This window comes from uncultured Methanobrevibacter sp., assembly GCF_902788255.1.
Classification (GTDB): domain Archaea; phylum Methanobacteriota; class Methanobacteria; order Methanobacteriales; family Methanobacteriaceae; genus Methanocatella.
In genome coordinates, this window is the sequence record NZ_CADAJR010000002.1 from 25,076 (window position 1) to 40,759 (window position 15,684).

The window sequence follows — 15,684 nt, forward strand, 5'->3', positions numbered from 1 at the left end:
TTTTTGGTGATACTATTTCAAATGATCCTGATCAAGAGTTGGAGAATTTAAAATCAGAAATTGCAATCCAACTTGACGATTTAAGTGAAAATGTCGATGACGAAACTCTTGTAAAAATAAACAAACTTAAAGAGAGGCTGAAAGAAAAGTCACAGGATAAGACTGTAGACGAAAATATCGACCGTCTCAATAAGGTAAACAAGGGCTTAAGTTTTTATCAGCGTTTCAAACAGTCATTTGAAAGCGACCTAAGCATTGACCCCGGAAGGCTTATGGGACTCACTGACGGAATCTTCGGAATGGTAATGACCCTTTTGATATTTGGTATTGCCCTGCCGGAAATGCAGATTGCAAACTATTCGGATTTTATCTCATTCATAACATCTTTGGCTCCAACCGTGGGAGTCACCATTGTCAGTTTTGTTTTAATCAGCTCATTTTGGGTCTATCATCATGAATTCATCAAGGTCAACAGATTGAACATACCTTATCTTTGGTATAACATTTTCTTTTTGATTTGCATATCATTCATACCGTTTACGACTTCTCTGATTGGTCATTACTCTCAGTTTTTCCTTTCAGAATTTATTTTCGGATTAAACATATTTTTAACATTAATAACATTTCTGATCATATTCAGATATGCTTATAATAGGGGATTTTTGGAAAACAAGCCTTCAAAAAGGGAGAAAAAATACATCTATAACACTTTTTTCATCATAATGGGGCTGACAGTTATAGTTAATCTCCTCGATTTCAATGTTTCAAATAATTTCATTTACCTGTTCCTTTTGGTTCCTGTAATATCCACTATTCGGGACATCAATTTTAGAATGAATTCATAGAAACATTTAATATGTATAAATAAGATATATTTATTTTTGTTACTATTATTTAGGGGAATTAATAATGGGTAGTTTATTATCAGTCAGTGATATTAAGGACGATGTTAAATACATCCTGGAAGTGGCCAGTAAAATCAAAGCAGGTGAAATGGAAGAAAAGCCTTTAGAAGGCAAGACTTTGGCAATGATTTTTCAAAAGTCTTCAACCCGTACCAGAGTCTCATTTGATGTTGGAATGTACCAGTTAGGTGGAAGAGCGATCTTTTTGTCATCCAACGATTTGCAGATGGGAAGGGGAGAACCTATTTCCGATACCGCTAAGGTTTTAAGCCGTTTTGTTGACGGAATTATGATTCGTGCAATTAAACATGCTGATGTTGAAGAACTTGCCAGACATTCTGATGTGCCTGTTATTAACGGATTGACCGATCTTGAACACCCTTGCCAGGCATTGGCCGATATGTTGACAATAAAAGAACATCTCGGTGATTGGGAAGGTAAAAAAATCTGTTTTGTCGGTGATGGAAACAACGTTTCAAATTCCCTTTTATTAATCGCTCCACTTTTAGGAATGGATATGTCACTTGCTTGTCCTAAAGGCTATGAGCCTAATGAAAATATCCTAAAAACCGCAAATGAATATGCAGATGAAAACGGTACCGAAATCACCATAACCGATGATATAGGACTTGCCCTGCAGAATGTCGATGCGGTCTTTACCGATGTTTGGGTAAGTATGGGTGATGAAGCCGAAAAGGCAAAAAGAGAATTGGATTTTGCACCATTCCAGGTTAACTCTGATTTAATGAGTCTTGCCAATGATGGAGCCATATTCTTGCACTGCTTGCCTGCAATAAGGGGTCAGGAAGTAACCTCCGAGGTTATTGACGGGCCGCAATCCGTAATCTATGATGAAGCGGAAAACAGAATGCACGCCCAAAAAGCAGTTTTATACTATTATATGAAAGATTAGATGTGGAATATTGCTCCAAATATTCCAAACACTATAAATACCACAATTACACATAAACAGCAGCTCATCCAGTCTGAACTGTTATTTTTTGATGAAGTGGTTGTTGTACTTTCATGATTGGTATTGTAGTCTGTTTTTGAAGGAGTGTCTATCACTTCAGCTTTTTTAACATCTTCTATTAGTTTTGTACCGCAGTTTCTACAGAATACCGCATTGTCGGGATTTTCTTCACCACATTTTCTACAATACATTTATTATCCATCCTATAACTATTTTTAAAAATATTATTAATCCTACACCGCCAATAAAGCCGGTTATAAACCTGAGGGTGTTTGTGCTTTCCCTTGGGCCGAAATACTGTGTTACACCATCTATTGCCACAGGCACCATCAGCAGCATTGAAATAATCAGCATCCTTAAATCATGGGGATGTCTGAAAAAGAAGTTGAAAATCAGATAAACCACCAGACCGGTATAAAAACCTGTGCATCTGGCACAAACCGGAAACTGATGACCTTTAATAAAAAAGCTCCGTTCAGGGATTCTGTGACATAGGTATTTGGTGAAATTCATTTGTCCTCACAAGTTAATATCATTAAGATAATTATATATATCTTTTTATTCATAAGTAATTGTATAATATAAGATTAAAAAAAGGTTTTTACAATGAGAGGCGGAGAAGCGATAATTGAATCCCTCAAAAATATGGGGGTTAAGACAATATTTGGTTATCCTGGCGGACAGACCATACCATTCTATGACATGTTATATGATGCAGACATTGATCATATACTTGTAAGGCACGAACAGTGTGCGGCTCATGCGGCTGACGGTTATGCAAGGGCTTCAGGTGAAGTGGGTGTGTGTTTGGCAACTTCAGGACCTGGTGCAACCAATCTTGTAACTGGTATTGGAACTGCTTATATGGATTCCTCTCCTATTGTGGCTATTACAGGTCAGGTTCCTACTCATTTGATAGGAAATGATGCATTTCAGGAAGCGGACATTGTTGGAATTACAATGCCTATTGTTAAATATAGCTATCAACCTAAAAATCCGGATTTGATTCCTTCAATTGTTAAATCAAGTTTTGAAATAGCATCAACTGGAAGGCCTGGACCCGTATTAATTGACGTTCCCAAAGAGGTTCAGGAAGGTGAACTTACAGGATTTGACGATTCTTTAATCGAAACACCGGGTTACAATCCAACAATCAAGGGTAATCTCAGACAGATTAAAAAGGCTCATGACTTAATTAAAGAAGCTAAAAAACCAATGATATTGGCCGGTGCCGGTGTAATTATAGCAAATGCATCTGAAGAGTTGACAAAACTTGCCAAAACAATAAACGCACCTGTAATGACTTCACTTTTAGGTAAAGGTGCCTTTGACGAAACTGATGATTTGGCACTGGGAATGCTTGGAATGCATGGAAGAAAGGTTTCCAATGATTATGTAAACGAATCCGATTTGTTGATTGCTGTAGGTATAAGGTTTTCAGACAGGACTACAGGCAGATTGGACAGTTTCGCACCTGATACAAAGATTATTCACATTGATATAGATCCTGCGGAAATCGGTAAAAATGTTGAAGTTGACTTGCCGATTGTAGGGGACGCTAAAAATATTTTATCCTCATTGAACAAGGTATTTAAAATCTATAAACCATCAAATGAGGTTAATCAGTGGACCGATATGATAAAGGCCAAAAAACAGGAACTTTTACCAAGAGTGACTTATGATGATGTGCCTTTAAAACCGCAAACTGTAATAAAAGAGATTTCAGAGGTCCTGACAGCTGATTCAATTCTGACAACTGATGTAGGTCAAAACCAAATGTGGGCGGCTCATTTCTTTGATACACAAAAACCGCGTAAGTTCATATCCTCCGGAGGTCTTGGGACAATGGGATTCGGATTCCCTGCGGCCATTGGTGCAAAAATTGCATGTCCGGATGATCCTGTTGTATCAATAAATGGTGATGGCGGATTTTTAATGGTATGTCAGGAACTTGCCACTGTGCGTGAATATGATATCCCGGTTATTGCGGTTGTCCTTGAAAACAGGACCCTGGGAATGGTATATCAATGGCAAAGCCTGCTTTATAATGAAAGACATTCCCAAACATTGCTTGGAAACAGTCCAGACTTTGTAAAACTCGCAGAAAGTTTTGGCATAAATGGTGTTAGAGTTGAAAAACCTGGTGAGACAAAAGAGGCTCTTTCAAGTGCAATTAAGGATAATGAACCAGTCTTGTTGAATGTTGTAGTTGACTCTGAAGAGGCACTTCCTATGCTTCCTCCGGGAGCCGGAATCAATGAGATGATTGGTGAATACAAACTCGAGAAGGATGTGATTTAAATGACCAATAACTATCACGTTATTTCAACACTTGTAGAGGATAAACCAGGGGTTTTACAGAAAGTAGCTGGAATGTTCAACCGCAGAGGATTCAACATTGACAGTATCACAGTTGGAAATTCAGAAGTTGAAGGCCTATCACGCATGGTAATCACTGTACATGCGGATGAGAAAGGTTTGGAGCAAGTCACAAAACAATTAAATAAATTAATTGATGTTATCAAGATTAAAGATATCACTGAAAAGGCAGTCAAAAGGGAATTGTGCCTTGTTAAGGTCAGTATCCCTAATGCGAAAGCAAGAGCAGAAATAATGCAATACTCAAACATCTTCAGGGCTCATATATTGGATGTTACAGAACAGACATTGATGATTGAGCTTACCGGAGATAAGGAGAAAATCAATGCTTTCATATCTTTAGTAGAGCCATTTGGCATAAAAAGAATAGCCCGTACTGGTCTTACAGCTATGTCAAGGGGAGTATAAAATGACTATATTAGAAAACGTATTAAAAGACAATAAGGAATTTGTAGAAAACTTTGAAGGCGAAGAAATGTCACACCATGCAGCTAAAAAATTAGCTATCCTAACATGTATGGACTGTAGACTAATCGACTTTTTCGAACCGGCACTTGGTCTTAAAAGAGGAGATGCAAAAATCGTCAGAAACGCAGGAAACTCCATTGTGGGAGAAGATGCAATAAGATCAATCGGTGCAGCTTTATACAACCTTGGCGCTGAAGAGGTAATGGTTGTAGGACACACTGAATGTGGTATGGCAGGAGCTGACGCTGAAGCATTGAAAGAAAAAATGCTCTCACGTGGAATCAAAGAGGAAGACATTGCTAAATATGATCTTGCTGAATGGATTGGTGGATTTGAATCCGAAGAGGAAAACGTCAAAAACGTTGTGGAAAAAATCAAAAACCACCCATTAATCCCTGATGTGCCTGTTCACGGCTTAATCATTGATATTGTAACTGGTGAGTTGAAAGTTTTAGTAGATGGTTACTAATTCCATCTATTCATTTTATTTTTTTTTCAATTAAAAAGTTACTTTTATAAACATAGAAAACATATTTATAATGTGATATTTTATATATCTTAATTTTTACAAGTGATTATTATGAAAATGTATTACGACGACGATGTAAGTACAGATGCTTTAGAAGGTAAAACCATCGCTGTTATCGGTTATGGTTCCCAAGGTAGAGCACAATCTAGAAACATGGCTGACAGTGGAGCTGACGTTATTGTTGGTGTAAGAGAAAACGGTAGTTCCTGGAACTTAGTTAAAGAAGATGGAATGACAGTAAAAACCATCGAGGATGCGGCTAAAGAAGCTGACATTATCCACATTTTACTTCCTGATGAAATCCAGGAAAAAGTCTACAATGAACAAATCGCACCATATGTTGAAGCTGGTAACACCATTTCATTCTCTCACGGTTACAACATTCACTTTGAATTAATCAAACCTGGTGAAGACGTTAACATCGTAATGTTTGCACCTAAAGGACCAGGATCCATGGTAAGAAGAACCTACGAAGAAGGATTCGGTATCCCTGGTTTAGTAGCAGTTGAACAAGACGCTACCGGTGACGCTTTACAGTTAGCATTAGGTATGGCAAAAGCTTGCGGTTTAACCAAAGCAGGTGTTTTAGAAACCACTTTCAAAGAAGAAACCGAAACTGACCTGTTCGGTGAACAAACCGTATTATGCGGAGGTATCACTGAACTCATCAACGCTGGATTCACAACTTTAGTTGAAGCTGGTTACCAACCTGAAATCGCTTACTTTGAAACCTGTCACGAAGTAAAACTCATCGTTGATTTAATCTACGAAAAAGGTTTTGCTGGAATGTGGACAGATGTAAGTAACACTGCTGAATACGGTGGATTAACCAGAGGTAATAGAATTATTACTCAAGAAGCTAAAGACGGTATGAAAGCTGTTTTAAAAGAAATCCAAGATGGTACTTTCAAAAAACAATGGGCTGATGAAAACGCTACCAACGGCGCAAACTTAAAAGAAATGAGAGCTGCTGAAGGTCAAAAAGACATCGAAATTGTTGGAGAAAGACTCAGAAAAGCTTGTGGATTACAAAAAGATGACTAAACCTCATCTTTTAAACTTTTTTTTATTATAATTCTATTTTTGTTAAGATAACCTTTTTAACTATTGATTTTAATATTATTTTTTAGGAGAATTTTTATATGGTATTTATTGGAATGGATCATGGTACAACTGGAATCTCATTTTGTATCATGGCTCAAGATGGTGAAATAATCGATATTTTTAAAATCGATAGGGAGGATTCCAAAAGCGGCAAGGTATCCGCCATTGAGGAATTGTCAAAAAGGGTCGATTTGGATTCTGTCAAGCTGATGGCAATCACTTATGCAATGGGTGACGGTTTCAATAAGATTTTGCCTATTGATAAGGTCGAAGACAGGGGAATTCTATCCATTGGCGGAGCAGGTAAGGTGACCGGAGGAGGAACATCCGTCTTTTCCGAGCTGGAAAATTCAAACATTCCAACAATAATGATACCTGGTCTTCACAAGGATTCAGATTCTCTTGATAAACTATTTAATGCAGCCTATTCACATCAGGCAAGTCCTGAAAAGGTAAGCATTTCATACAATGCAATGAAGGAAACCGGATGGAGCAACTACATCGTTGCAGACATTTCATCCAACAGTGTGGACATTCTGGTTGAGGACGGTAAAATCAGGGGTGCCATCGATGCGTGTCTGGGTGCAATGGGCGTCGTTCACGGACCGATCGATTTGGAAATGATACGCGACATCGATGAGGGAAGACGCACTGCCAACGAATGCTTTTCACATGCGGGGGCAATCAAGATTGCAGGTATTGACGGCAAGGTTGCCAATATGAAGAATCAGCTTTTGGAAAACTATGTAAATGGCGATGAAAAGGCTGAACTGGCTATTGATACATTAATCATGACCGTTGCAATGGAAATTGCAGGTCTGGATATAGTCTGTGAAAATGAGATAGAAGGAATCGTATTGACAGGTTCAATAGGTTCTGCAACCGAACCTTTCAACTTCAAAGACAAAATCAACAAATACTTTAAAGACAAGTATGAATTAAAAACTATTTCAAAAGAATCAGGAGCTATCGGTGCAGCTCAAATAGCAATGGATGTTTATGGTGGTAGAAAAGAAATATTAGGTATTGAAGTTAATATCTAATCTTCTTTTAAACTAATGAATATAATATTTCCGCCTTTTAAGGTTTCAATACCGTTATCGTTTTCCAATACGACATTTAGATAATTGTCAATTGCTATAACTTTACCTTCGGTTTGATAATCTCCTCTTAAATCAACACTTACATATTTGTTCTTAAATTGGGTAAAAAGTTTGTTTACATTATCGTCGCTCATTTTTTCAAATCCTTGAATATTCTATTTTTATTTTATATCTTTCAACTTTAAATACTTTAATGTTCATAGTATATAGTATGGCAATTAATCAATTAGAAAGCAATTTAGAAGCTATTACTCGTACTATAGCTCAACTTAAAAAAGACGGATGTACTGATGAGAAAGTTTTAGGCGAACTTAGAGCTGAAAGGGATAAAATACTTAAGGATTTAAATCTATAAGTATTTTACTTTAACCATTCACGCATTAAATTCATATCACTGGTCAAATCTATTTTTATCGGTGTTATGCTGGTTTTTCCAAGACTGTGCAAAGCATGACCATCACTTCCCGGACTGTGTGATTCGTACTGTTCACCGCCAATCCAATAGTATGGCTTTCCACGAGGATCAAGTCTTGTATCGATGACTGGAAGATACATCCTTTCGCTTAAATTTGCAACTTCAAATTCATCATCTGAAGGGTTTTCAGGAACATTTACATTCAATAAGTCAATTCCTTCAGGCAATCCTTTTTTTAATACTATTTTTACCAGTTTATTGAGCATCTTTTTAGCAAATTCAAAATCAACCTCATTTTCACCGTTCTCGAATTTGATATCGTCACGTGTCACTTCCTGTGATATTGCAATGGTGGGTATTCCGAAGCTTGCCGCTTCAATTGCGGCTCCAAGTGTTCCGGATGTTGTAAGTTCTGCCTTTCCAATGTTGTAACCTGTATTAATCCCTGAAATCATGATGTCAGGCTTTTCATCCATTATCTCAAACAGTGCCAGGGTTACGGCATCGGTTGGTGTTCCGCTTACTCCATATCCTTTGCTGCCGTCCTTTAGTGTGTGTTCGTTTATTCTTAACGGTTCATATAATGTTAATGCATGACCGATTCCGCTCTGCTGGGTTTCAGGTGCAACAACATATGTTTCGCATAAACCCTCAACCGCATTTTTTGTTGCAAGTATTCCGGAAGCGGTTATTCCATCGTCATTACTAATCAATGCTTTCATATATTAGTATAAAGTATTACTTTGTTAAAATAATTTTAGGTTTTTTTGTTAATTGAACTTTATTTACTTTAAACAAATTTGATGTCTCAGTTTAACAATTTAAGGATTATTTACCAATTATATTGAATATTGGTCCCTATTTTTTCTTTTTTAAAATTCAATACAAACCTTTAATAACAATTTTATGTATAAAATATAATATTATTGAATAAATCACATACGGGTGGAAACTTGGAAAAACCACAATTGATTAATTTTATAGCAAAAGTAATGGAGGATTCAGGTTTTAAGATTTACAAGAATTTTAAAACCTCGCAGAAGGTCATTGATATATATGCTGTTCTACCTACAACAATTGGGGATTTTGGGGTAGTTGTAGCATGTGACAATCATGATAAGGAATCGCAAATTGGTGTAGATGTATTAAGGGATATGGAAAGGGTGCAGGCATCCATCAAGGCCTCTAAGGTTTTGGTTGTAACTTCAGCCTATTTTTCAGAGCAGGCAAGAAACTATGCTCTTAGAAGAAACATCAAACTGGTTGACAGGGACAAGTTACTTGAGATGGCTCGAAAGTATCAGGACAGGACCAATCAGACAACTCTTGACAATACTCCTTACGATGGCGGTGCATCCGCTTATATCGAGGAGGAATATCCTGAATACAACTATGATGCTTCCGATATGGAGTACATAATGCAGAGAAGGGATGCAAATCCTAATGTCTATAAAAACACATTGTATAGGCAGGTTGATGAACCTCATGTTCCTAGAAATTTAGATTTCATAAACCGGATTCGCATGCCTTCAAGGGGGTCTTACGGTCAAACAAATCTCTACAATTATGATGCCCGTCCAAGCAGGTTCGCTCCGGGTACTCCACTATTCAGGCTGATCAGCAATCCTATCGTTTTAATACTTCTGGTTGTAATATTCTCATATCTTATTTCATTCATTGCAGGCAGACTTTTAGGAATGGATTCAGGAATAACAGGCATGATTGAGATGTTTGTTGCACTTGCATTGTCCTACGGATTGTCATTGTATACAGACAGAAATGCGGACTTTATTGTAAAAGGAACATTCATATTCTTCATTTCATTGATAATATTAATAATTTTAATATTCGTTTAAAATTAGTTGTGGATTATGTGGGAATTACTCCCACTACCCGTTTTTCTTTTTTTTCTATTTTTTAAGACTTAAAATCAGATATATTACACCAATCAGATATAAGAACCATATCATAATGTCAGTTGGGCCTGTTTCTATCCAGATTACTGTATGTGTCAGAATAAACGCATATATTCCGATTCCAGCAGCATTTTTAACCTTATGGATTATTCCAAGAAACGCTCCCATAAAAAGCATTTGGATTGTCAGTCCCACATATCCAAAGTCAAGCATCACCGGTCCGAAAATTGTTGAAGTCAGACACACGTTGTAGTGCAGGACATATTCTCCGATGAATGTTCTCGGACTTCCTGATGAGAATATCATTGATAGGATTTTTCCATGTGTTGTGCCTGCAAGAGGTATGATCTTTTCAAAGACCTCAAGTGTGAATGCGGCACGATAGAATACAAGCTCCAGCGGGTTCAGTGTCCAGTGCTGGCTTGCAATTGATTGGGATGCGATATATCCCACAGCCATAAGGCCAGCCGCAATGACTGCAATGAATATGATGCCGACCTTTCTTGAAATCTTGTCTAGATAGTAGAGTGTGATGAATGAGCTTCCCAGAATTCCCAAAACTGATGTTCTGTATCCGTTTAGGCCAAATACCAATGCGCCCAATAAAACAAATATCAGATATTTGCGGTTGTAGAATTTGGCAAGCAGCAGATTGATTGTTATTAAAAAGAGTGGATAGGCAATTCTCCAGATGTTTGTTGTTGCATTTGCCTTTAGAGTGGAGTTGAATAGTGGTATTCCTCCAAGCAATATCATGTTGGCTGTTTGAAGTATTAAAGCAATAATTACAAGTATTATCAATAGTTTTTCGCTTAAAATGTTGACCTCATTTGTTTTCAATGTGATTTTGCGGTTGACTATAAGATAGCCTGCGGCAAAAACAATACATGAGAAAATGACTGTTAAAATAACTTCAAGTTTTAGAGGGTCTTCAAATCGGTAGTTGAATGATCCGACATATCCCATAGAAAGAAATGCCAGAATGGCCACCACCACAATCAGCGGGTTGAAAAGGTCATATTTTTTCATTTTAATCTCCCAGTTCCCTTGCTGAAATTGTCAGATTGCCTGCAAAGTTAGGCATTGCAGCAACATGTGTGTGGACATAGCTTGCAAGGGTATTCTTTTCCATAAATCCGTCCATATTGTTGTAGGAACCTTTTCCTCTTGTAACCTTGAATGCCAGTTTGTTTTTCAAATCGTCCACAATGACCTTTGAATAGTGGAATTCATGTCCATGGAAGACCTCGCCCTTTTTGGAGATGATGTTGTCTTCTTGAACTTCGGCTATTGTGTATTTAAGTGCCTGTACACGGTCTGTCAGGACTGATTTGTAGGGGTAGATGTCTACTACCTTATCGTCATGAATTGAATTCATAAGATACATCAGGCCTCCGCATTCTGCAAAGATGGGTCTTGATTCATTGTGGAACTGCTTTATGTCCTTTAACATTTGACTGTTATTTGAAAGCTCTCTTGAAAAGAGTTCGGGATATCCTCCGCCGATATATAATCCGTCAACATCAGGCAGGCTTTCATCATTAAGTGGTGAGAAATACTCGATTTTAGCATTGTTTGCCTCCAGTGCTTCAATGTTTTCCTTATAGTAGAAATTGAATACCTCATCATATGCCACACCAATTTTAACAGGTTGTTTGTTTAGCCTGTTCCAGATCGGTATTCTTTCAGAGGTGATTTTAGGTGCTGATTTGGCTATTTCAACCAGGCGGTCCAGATTGATGGATTCCTGAATGGTTTTTGACCATATGTCAATGAATTTTATTGAGGTTTCCCTTTCACGTGCGGGAACAAGGCCCAAATGTCTCTGTTCGATTGAGATGTTGTCATCCCTTTTGATACCACCAATAACCTCGGTGTTTGTTATCTCCTCTATTGACCTTTTTGTCTTTTCATAGTGTGCCCTGTTTTTGACCTTGTTCAGGATCACACCGGCAATGTTTATTTCAGGATCAAGTGCCTTGAAACCCAATACCAGTGCGGCTGCACTTTTAACGAGGCTTCTTGAGTTAATGATAAGGATTACCGGTGCCTGCAGAGACTTTGCAACTGAAGCGGTACTTCCGATATCATTTATTGAATCGATTCCTTCGTATAATCCTCTAACTCCTTCAATGACTGCAATGTCATGTCCTTCCATCCCCTTGAGGAATGAGTCTCTGACTTGCCCCTCCTTCATGAAAAATGAATCCAGGTTTCTTGAGGTGTTTCCGGTGGCTAGAGTATGGTATGACGGATCAATATAATCAGGTCCTACCTTAAATGGCTGGACATCGTATTTTTCGCTTAATGCCTTCATTATTCCGGTGGCGATTGTTGTCTTTCCAACCGCACTGCCGGTTCCCGCTAAAATTATTCTCATAATAATTATATTATTTTGCTTTAAATATATTTTTAATGTAACATTTTTTTCAAAAATTGGTAACAATGTATGTACAATATGTTAGATTTTTTTTACTTAAACTTCTGATGGTTAATATTTTTGAATTTCTATTACTTTTTTTATCTTTTATGTAGATTACCAAAATCAACAATCGCTATTTATCTCAACAAATTAATTAAATTTAACGAATTATTAATAATTTAATGGTTCCATACAAAACAACTTATTTACTCATATCTAAAATCAATTTAATCAATGTTATTCGGCAGGGCATAAATCGATTAAAACATGCAATTACTAATTTTTATATAGCATTAAAAATAGAAATTAAATCATTAATATATTGGTGATTAAATGAGAATACTTCTTATTCATTCTGATTATTTAAACTACACTGTGAAAAAAGAGACACCTGTAGCTGAAGAAATCGAAGAAGCCAAAAAAGAAGGTTCATTTGACGATTCTTTAGTAGTATTTACAGCTGTTGAAAAAGACGATGAAAATAATCCAGAAGGTATTGTTGAAAATTTAGTTAAAGAAGTTCTAAAAACTAATGAACAAGTTAAAGCAGAAAATATAGTATTATATCCATATGCTCACTTGTCTTCATCATTAAGTTCTCCAAAAGTCGCTGTTCAAATCTTAAAAGATGCAGAACAGGCACTTTTAGCTAAAGACTTAAATGTCAAAAGAGTACCTTTCGGATGGTATAAAGCATTTGAAATTTCCTGTAAAGGACACCCATTAAGTGAGCTTTCAAGAACAATCACTGCTGATAAAGAGGAAGAGAAAGTCGAAAGGAAACCTTCCAAATGGCAAATCCTTGAAGGGGATAAGATTACACAGATTGATGATTTTAACTTTGAAAACCATGCATTCAAGCAATTGGTTGACTATGAACTTGGACGTGGTGCATCCGATGAGGGTGAACCTCCACATGTTAAAATCATGCGTGAAAAGGAAATCTGTGACTATGAGCCTGCTTCAGATGTAGGTAACCTCAGATGGTACCCTAAAGGAAAACTCATAAGAGACCTTCTTGCAGATTACGTTTATGACCTTACAGTTGATCGTGGAGCAATGCCTGTTGAAACTCCAATCTTCTATGACCTGGACAATCAGGCAATCTACGAGCATGCTTACAAGTTTGGTGAAAGGCAATACAGAACCGACACCAAAAAGAATTTAATGCTCAGGTTTGCAGCATGTTTCGGTGCATTCAGACTCATGTCCGATTCATACCTGACCTGGAAAAACTTGCCTGCAAAAATCTTTGAACTTACCAGATACAGTTTCCGTTACGAGAAAAAAGGGGAAGTTGTTGGACTTAAAAGATTAAGGGCATTCACAATGCCTGATTGTCACTCATTCTGTACTGATGTACAGGCATCCCTTCAGGAATTCTCCGAACAAACCGACATGTGTATGCAGACCGGTGTTGACTTGAACCTTGACTTCGAAGTGATCTTCAGGGCAACCCAAGACTTCTTTGAAGAAAACGAGGAATGGATGTATGAAATCGCAAGAAAATTCAACAAACCTATCCTTTTAGAGATTTTACCTGAAAGACACCACTACTGGGTATGTAAAATCGACCTTGCAAACATTGACGCATTAGGAAGACCAATCGAAAATCCTACAGTTCAGATAGATGTTGAAAGTGGTAAAAGGTTTGACATCACCTACCTTGGTGAAGACGGCAAACAGCACAACCCAACAATCCTGCACACTTCCCCAACCGGAAGTATCGAAAGGGTTTTATGTGCAATGCTTGAGAAAACCGCAATTGAACTCGATGAAAGAGCTCCAATGCTTCCAACCTGGTTAAGTCCGATTCAAGCAAGAATCCTAACTATCAGTGAAGCACACAAGGACTTTGCAGAAGAACTCTACAGCAAAATCAATGCAGCAAACATCCGTGTGGACATTGACGACAGGGATGAAAGTGTAGGTAAAAAGATTAGAAATGCATCCAAGGAATGGATTCCGTACATTTTCGTTGTTGGAGACAAGGAAATGGAATCCGGTAAATTCCAAGTGACTGTACGTGAAACCGGTGAGAAAATAGACATGACAGTCGATGAATTAATAGATGAAATTAATGCTAAATGTGAAGGAAAACCTTACAGAAGATTACCTTTACCAAAAGATATCTCAAAAAGGATTAACTTCCAATAGTTTATTAAAAATAAAAATTATAGTATAATATGGAGGAAATTTAATGGACCCAATGTATAGAATAGGAGAAGCTCTTATTGGAGACGGCCCAGAATTAGCACACGTTGATTTATTAATCGGTGATAAGCAAGGACCAGTTGGACAAGCTTTCGCTAATGGTTTATCTAACCTTTCCGTAGGCCACACTCCACTAACAAGTGTAATTAGACCTAACTTAATGACCAAACCGGCAACTTTAATTATTCCTAAAGTAACCGTCGGTGATTTAGATGACGCAAGTAAAATCTTTGGACCTGCACAAACCGCAGTTGCAAGAGCAGTTGCTGATGCAGTGGAAGACGGATACATTTCAAAGGATATCGTAGAGGATATTGTAATCAATGTAAGTGTATTCATTGATCCTTCAGCTGAAGATTACAGAAAAATCTATCAATACAACTATGGAGCAACCAAATTAGCTATCAGAAGAGCAATGGAAGGTTACCCATCAATCGAAAAAGTGCTTGCAGAAAAAGACCGTGGAACCCACCCAATCATGGGATTCAAAGTCAAAAAACTCTGGAGTCCACCATACTTGCAAGTTGCACTTGACCTTGACAATGAAGCTGCAATGGAAAGAATCATCAATGATTTACCAGACAACGACAGAATCTTACTCGAAGCAGGTACTCCACTTGTTAAAAAATTCGGTGTTGGAATTATTGGAAAAATCAGAGCTTTACGCCCAGATGCATTCATCATTGCTGACTTAAAAACTTTAGACGTAGGTCGTGTGGAAGTTAAAATGGCAGCAGATGAAACCGCTGATGCAGTTGCAATTTCCGGTCTCGGTACCGTTGAATCCATTGCAAAAGCGATTCACGAAACCCAGAAACAAGGTATCTATTCCATCTTAGATATGATGAATGTTGCTGAGTTTGAGAAAAAACTTGCAAAATTGCCTGAAGACTTAAAACCAGACATTGTATTGTTACACAGAAATGTTGATATGGAAACCTACAGGGCAGAACACGGTGAAGACACCAGTGACATGACCGAATGGGGTAACATCAAGGATATCAAATCCGCACTTGGTCCTAAAGGACTTGTTGCTGTTGCAGGTGGTATCAAACCTAACAATGTTGAAGAGGCTATCACTAAAGGTGCCAACATCATTATTGCAGGTAGATACATCATCGGTTCAAGAGATGTAAGAAGAGCTGCACAAGACTTCTTAGAACACTTTGACCCAGATCCAGACAACATGAGACTTGCAATGGATGAAGATGAAAATATTGAAGTGAAAGACGACTAGTAAATTAGATTAAATTCTA

Annotated in this window: 17 protein-coding genes; 11 read left to right on the top strand and 6 right to left on the bottom strand. The window is 37.5% G+C overall.

Features of this window, described 5'->3' with window-relative positions; all coding sequences use genetic code 11:
- The first annotated feature begins 38 nt into the window (after positions 1-38).
- On the top strand, positions 39-845 hold the full coding sequence (locus tag QZV03_RS00715) for a TMEM175 family protein (RefSeq protein WP_296873798.1): 807 nt from the start codon (positions 39-41) through the stop codon (positions 843-845).
- A 64-nt stretch (positions 846-909) separates the two neighbouring features.
- Positions 910-1,818, top strand: coding sequence for an ornithine carbamoyltransferase (gene argF, locus QZV03_RS00720; RefSeq protein ID WP_296873799.1), 909 nt, complete (start codon positions 910-912; stop codon positions 1,816-1,818).
- On the opposite strand, the gene QZV03_RS00725 is transcribed toward argF, so the two are convergent.
- Both QZV03_RS00725 and QZV03_RS00730 read right to left on the bottom strand, forming a co-directional pair.
- On the bottom strand, positions 1,815-2,069 hold the full coding sequence (locus tag QZV03_RS00725; protein ID WP_296873800.1) for a zinc-ribbon domain-containing protein: 255 nt from the start codon (positions 2,067-2,069) through the stop codon (positions 1,815-1,817). The genes argF and QZV03_RS00725 overlap by 4 nt on opposite strands.
- Positions 2,059-2,391, bottom strand: coding sequence for a DUF2085 domain-containing protein (locus tag QZV03_RS00730; protein WP_296873801.1), 333 nt, complete (start codon positions 2,389-2,391; stop codon positions 2,059-2,061). The genes QZV03_RS00725 and QZV03_RS00730 overlap by 11 nt, the downstream gene beginning before the upstream one ends.
- A gap of 93 nt (positions 2,392-2,484) precedes the next feature.
- Between QZV03_RS00730 and QZV03_RS00735 the strand changes: the two genes are divergently transcribed.
- From QZV03_RS00735 to QZV03_RS00755, 5 genes are all read left to right on the top strand, one after another.
- Complete coding sequence (locus QZV03_RS00735; protein ID WP_296873802.1) at positions 2,485-4,179, top strand: acetolactate synthase large subunit; 1,695 nt, start codon at positions 2,485-2,487, stop codon at positions 4,177-4,179.
- Positions 4,180-4,665, top strand: coding sequence for an acetolactate synthase small subunit (gene ilvN, locus QZV03_RS00740; RefSeq protein ID WP_296873803.1), 486 nt, complete (start codon positions 4,180-4,182; stop codon positions 4,663-4,665).
- A 1-nt stretch (position 4,666) separates the two neighbouring features.
- A complete protein-coding gene (locus QZV03_RS00745) occupies positions 4,667-5,194 on the top strand; it encodes a carbonic anhydrase (RefSeq protein WP_296873804.1) in 528 nt (175 codons plus the stop codon).
- A 111-nt stretch (positions 5,195-5,305) separates the two neighbouring features.
- Positions 5,306-6,298 carry a ketol-acid reductoisomerase gene (ilvC, locus tag QZV03_RS00750; RefSeq protein WP_296873805.1) on the top strand — a complete coding sequence of 331 codons (993 nt, stop codon included), beginning with the start codon at positions 5,306-5,308 and terminating at the stop codon, positions 6,296-6,298.
- 98 nt (positions 6,299-6,396) lie between these two features.
- Positions 6,397-7,401 carry a methanogenesis marker 12 protein gene (locus QZV03_RS00755; RefSeq protein ID WP_296873806.1) on the top strand — a complete coding sequence of 335 codons (1,005 nt, stop codon included), beginning with the start codon at positions 6,397-6,399 and terminating at the stop codon, positions 7,399-7,401.
- Here QZV03_RS00755 and QZV03_RS00760 read toward each other — a convergent pair.
- Entirely contained in the window at positions 7,398-7,595 is a 198-nt protein-coding gene (locus tag QZV03_RS00760; protein WP_296873807.1) for an LSM domain-containing protein, read from the bottom strand. The genes QZV03_RS00755 and QZV03_RS00760 overlap by 4 nt on opposite strands.
- 77 nt (positions 7,596-7,672) lie before the next feature.
- Here QZV03_RS00760 and QZV03_RS00765 point away from each other — a divergent pair, with 77 nt between their 5' ends.
- Entirely contained in the window at positions 7,673-7,816 is a 144-nt protein-coding gene (locus QZV03_RS00765; protein ID WP_294999369.1) for a hypothetical protein, read from the top strand.
- A gap of 5 nt (positions 7,817-7,821) precedes the next feature.
- Here QZV03_RS00765 and surE read toward each other — a convergent pair whose 3' ends face one another.
- A complete protein-coding gene (gene surE, locus QZV03_RS00770) occupies positions 7,822-8,598 on the bottom strand; it encodes a 5'/3'-nucleotidase SurE (protein ID WP_296873808.1) in 777 nt (258 codons plus the stop codon).
- 231 nt (positions 8,599-8,829) lie between these two features.
- On the opposite strand from surE, the gene QZV03_RS00775 reads away from it, so the two are divergent.
- Entirely contained in the window at positions 8,830-9,732 is a 903-nt protein-coding gene (locus QZV03_RS00775; RefSeq protein WP_296873809.1) for a restriction endonuclease, read from the top strand.
- A 54-nt stretch (positions 9,733-9,786) separates the two neighbouring features.
- Here the strand turns inward: QZV03_RS00775 and QZV03_RS00780 are convergent, their stop codons facing one another.
- Together QZV03_RS00780 and cfbB are read right to left on the bottom strand one after the other, a co-directional pair.
- Positions 9,787-10,821 carry an oligosaccharide repeat unit polymerase family protein gene (locus QZV03_RS00780; RefSeq protein ID WP_296873810.1) on the bottom strand — a complete coding sequence of 345 codons (1,035 nt, stop codon included), beginning with the start codon at positions 10,819-10,821 and terminating at the stop codon, positions 9,787-9,789.
- 1 nt (position 10,822) lies between these two features.
- Positions 10,823-12,172 (bottom strand): Ni-sirohydrochlorin a,c-diamide synthase, encoded by a 1,350-nt coding sequence (gene cfbB, locus QZV03_RS00785; protein ID WP_296873811.1) that lies wholly within the window; start codon positions 12,170-12,172, stop codon positions 10,823-10,825.
- Between the two features lie 375 nt (positions 12,173-12,547).
- On the opposite strand from cfbB, the gene QZV03_RS00790 reads away from it, so the two are divergent.
- The gene (locus tag QZV03_RS00790; protein ID WP_296873812.1) at positions 12,548-14,371 is read left to right on the top strand and encodes a threonine--tRNA ligase; all 1,824 of its coding nucleotides are present in this window, start codon (positions 12,548-12,550) and stop codon (positions 14,369-14,371) included.
- Between the two features lie 52 nt (positions 14,372-14,423).
- Complete coding sequence (locus QZV03_RS00795; RefSeq protein WP_296873863.1) at positions 14,424-15,665, top strand: bifunctional 5,6,7,8-tetrahydromethanopterin hydro-lyase/3-hexulose-6-phosphate synthase; 1,242 nt, start codon at positions 14,424-14,426, stop codon at positions 15,663-15,665.
- Positions 15,666-15,684 lie beyond the last annotated feature (19 nt).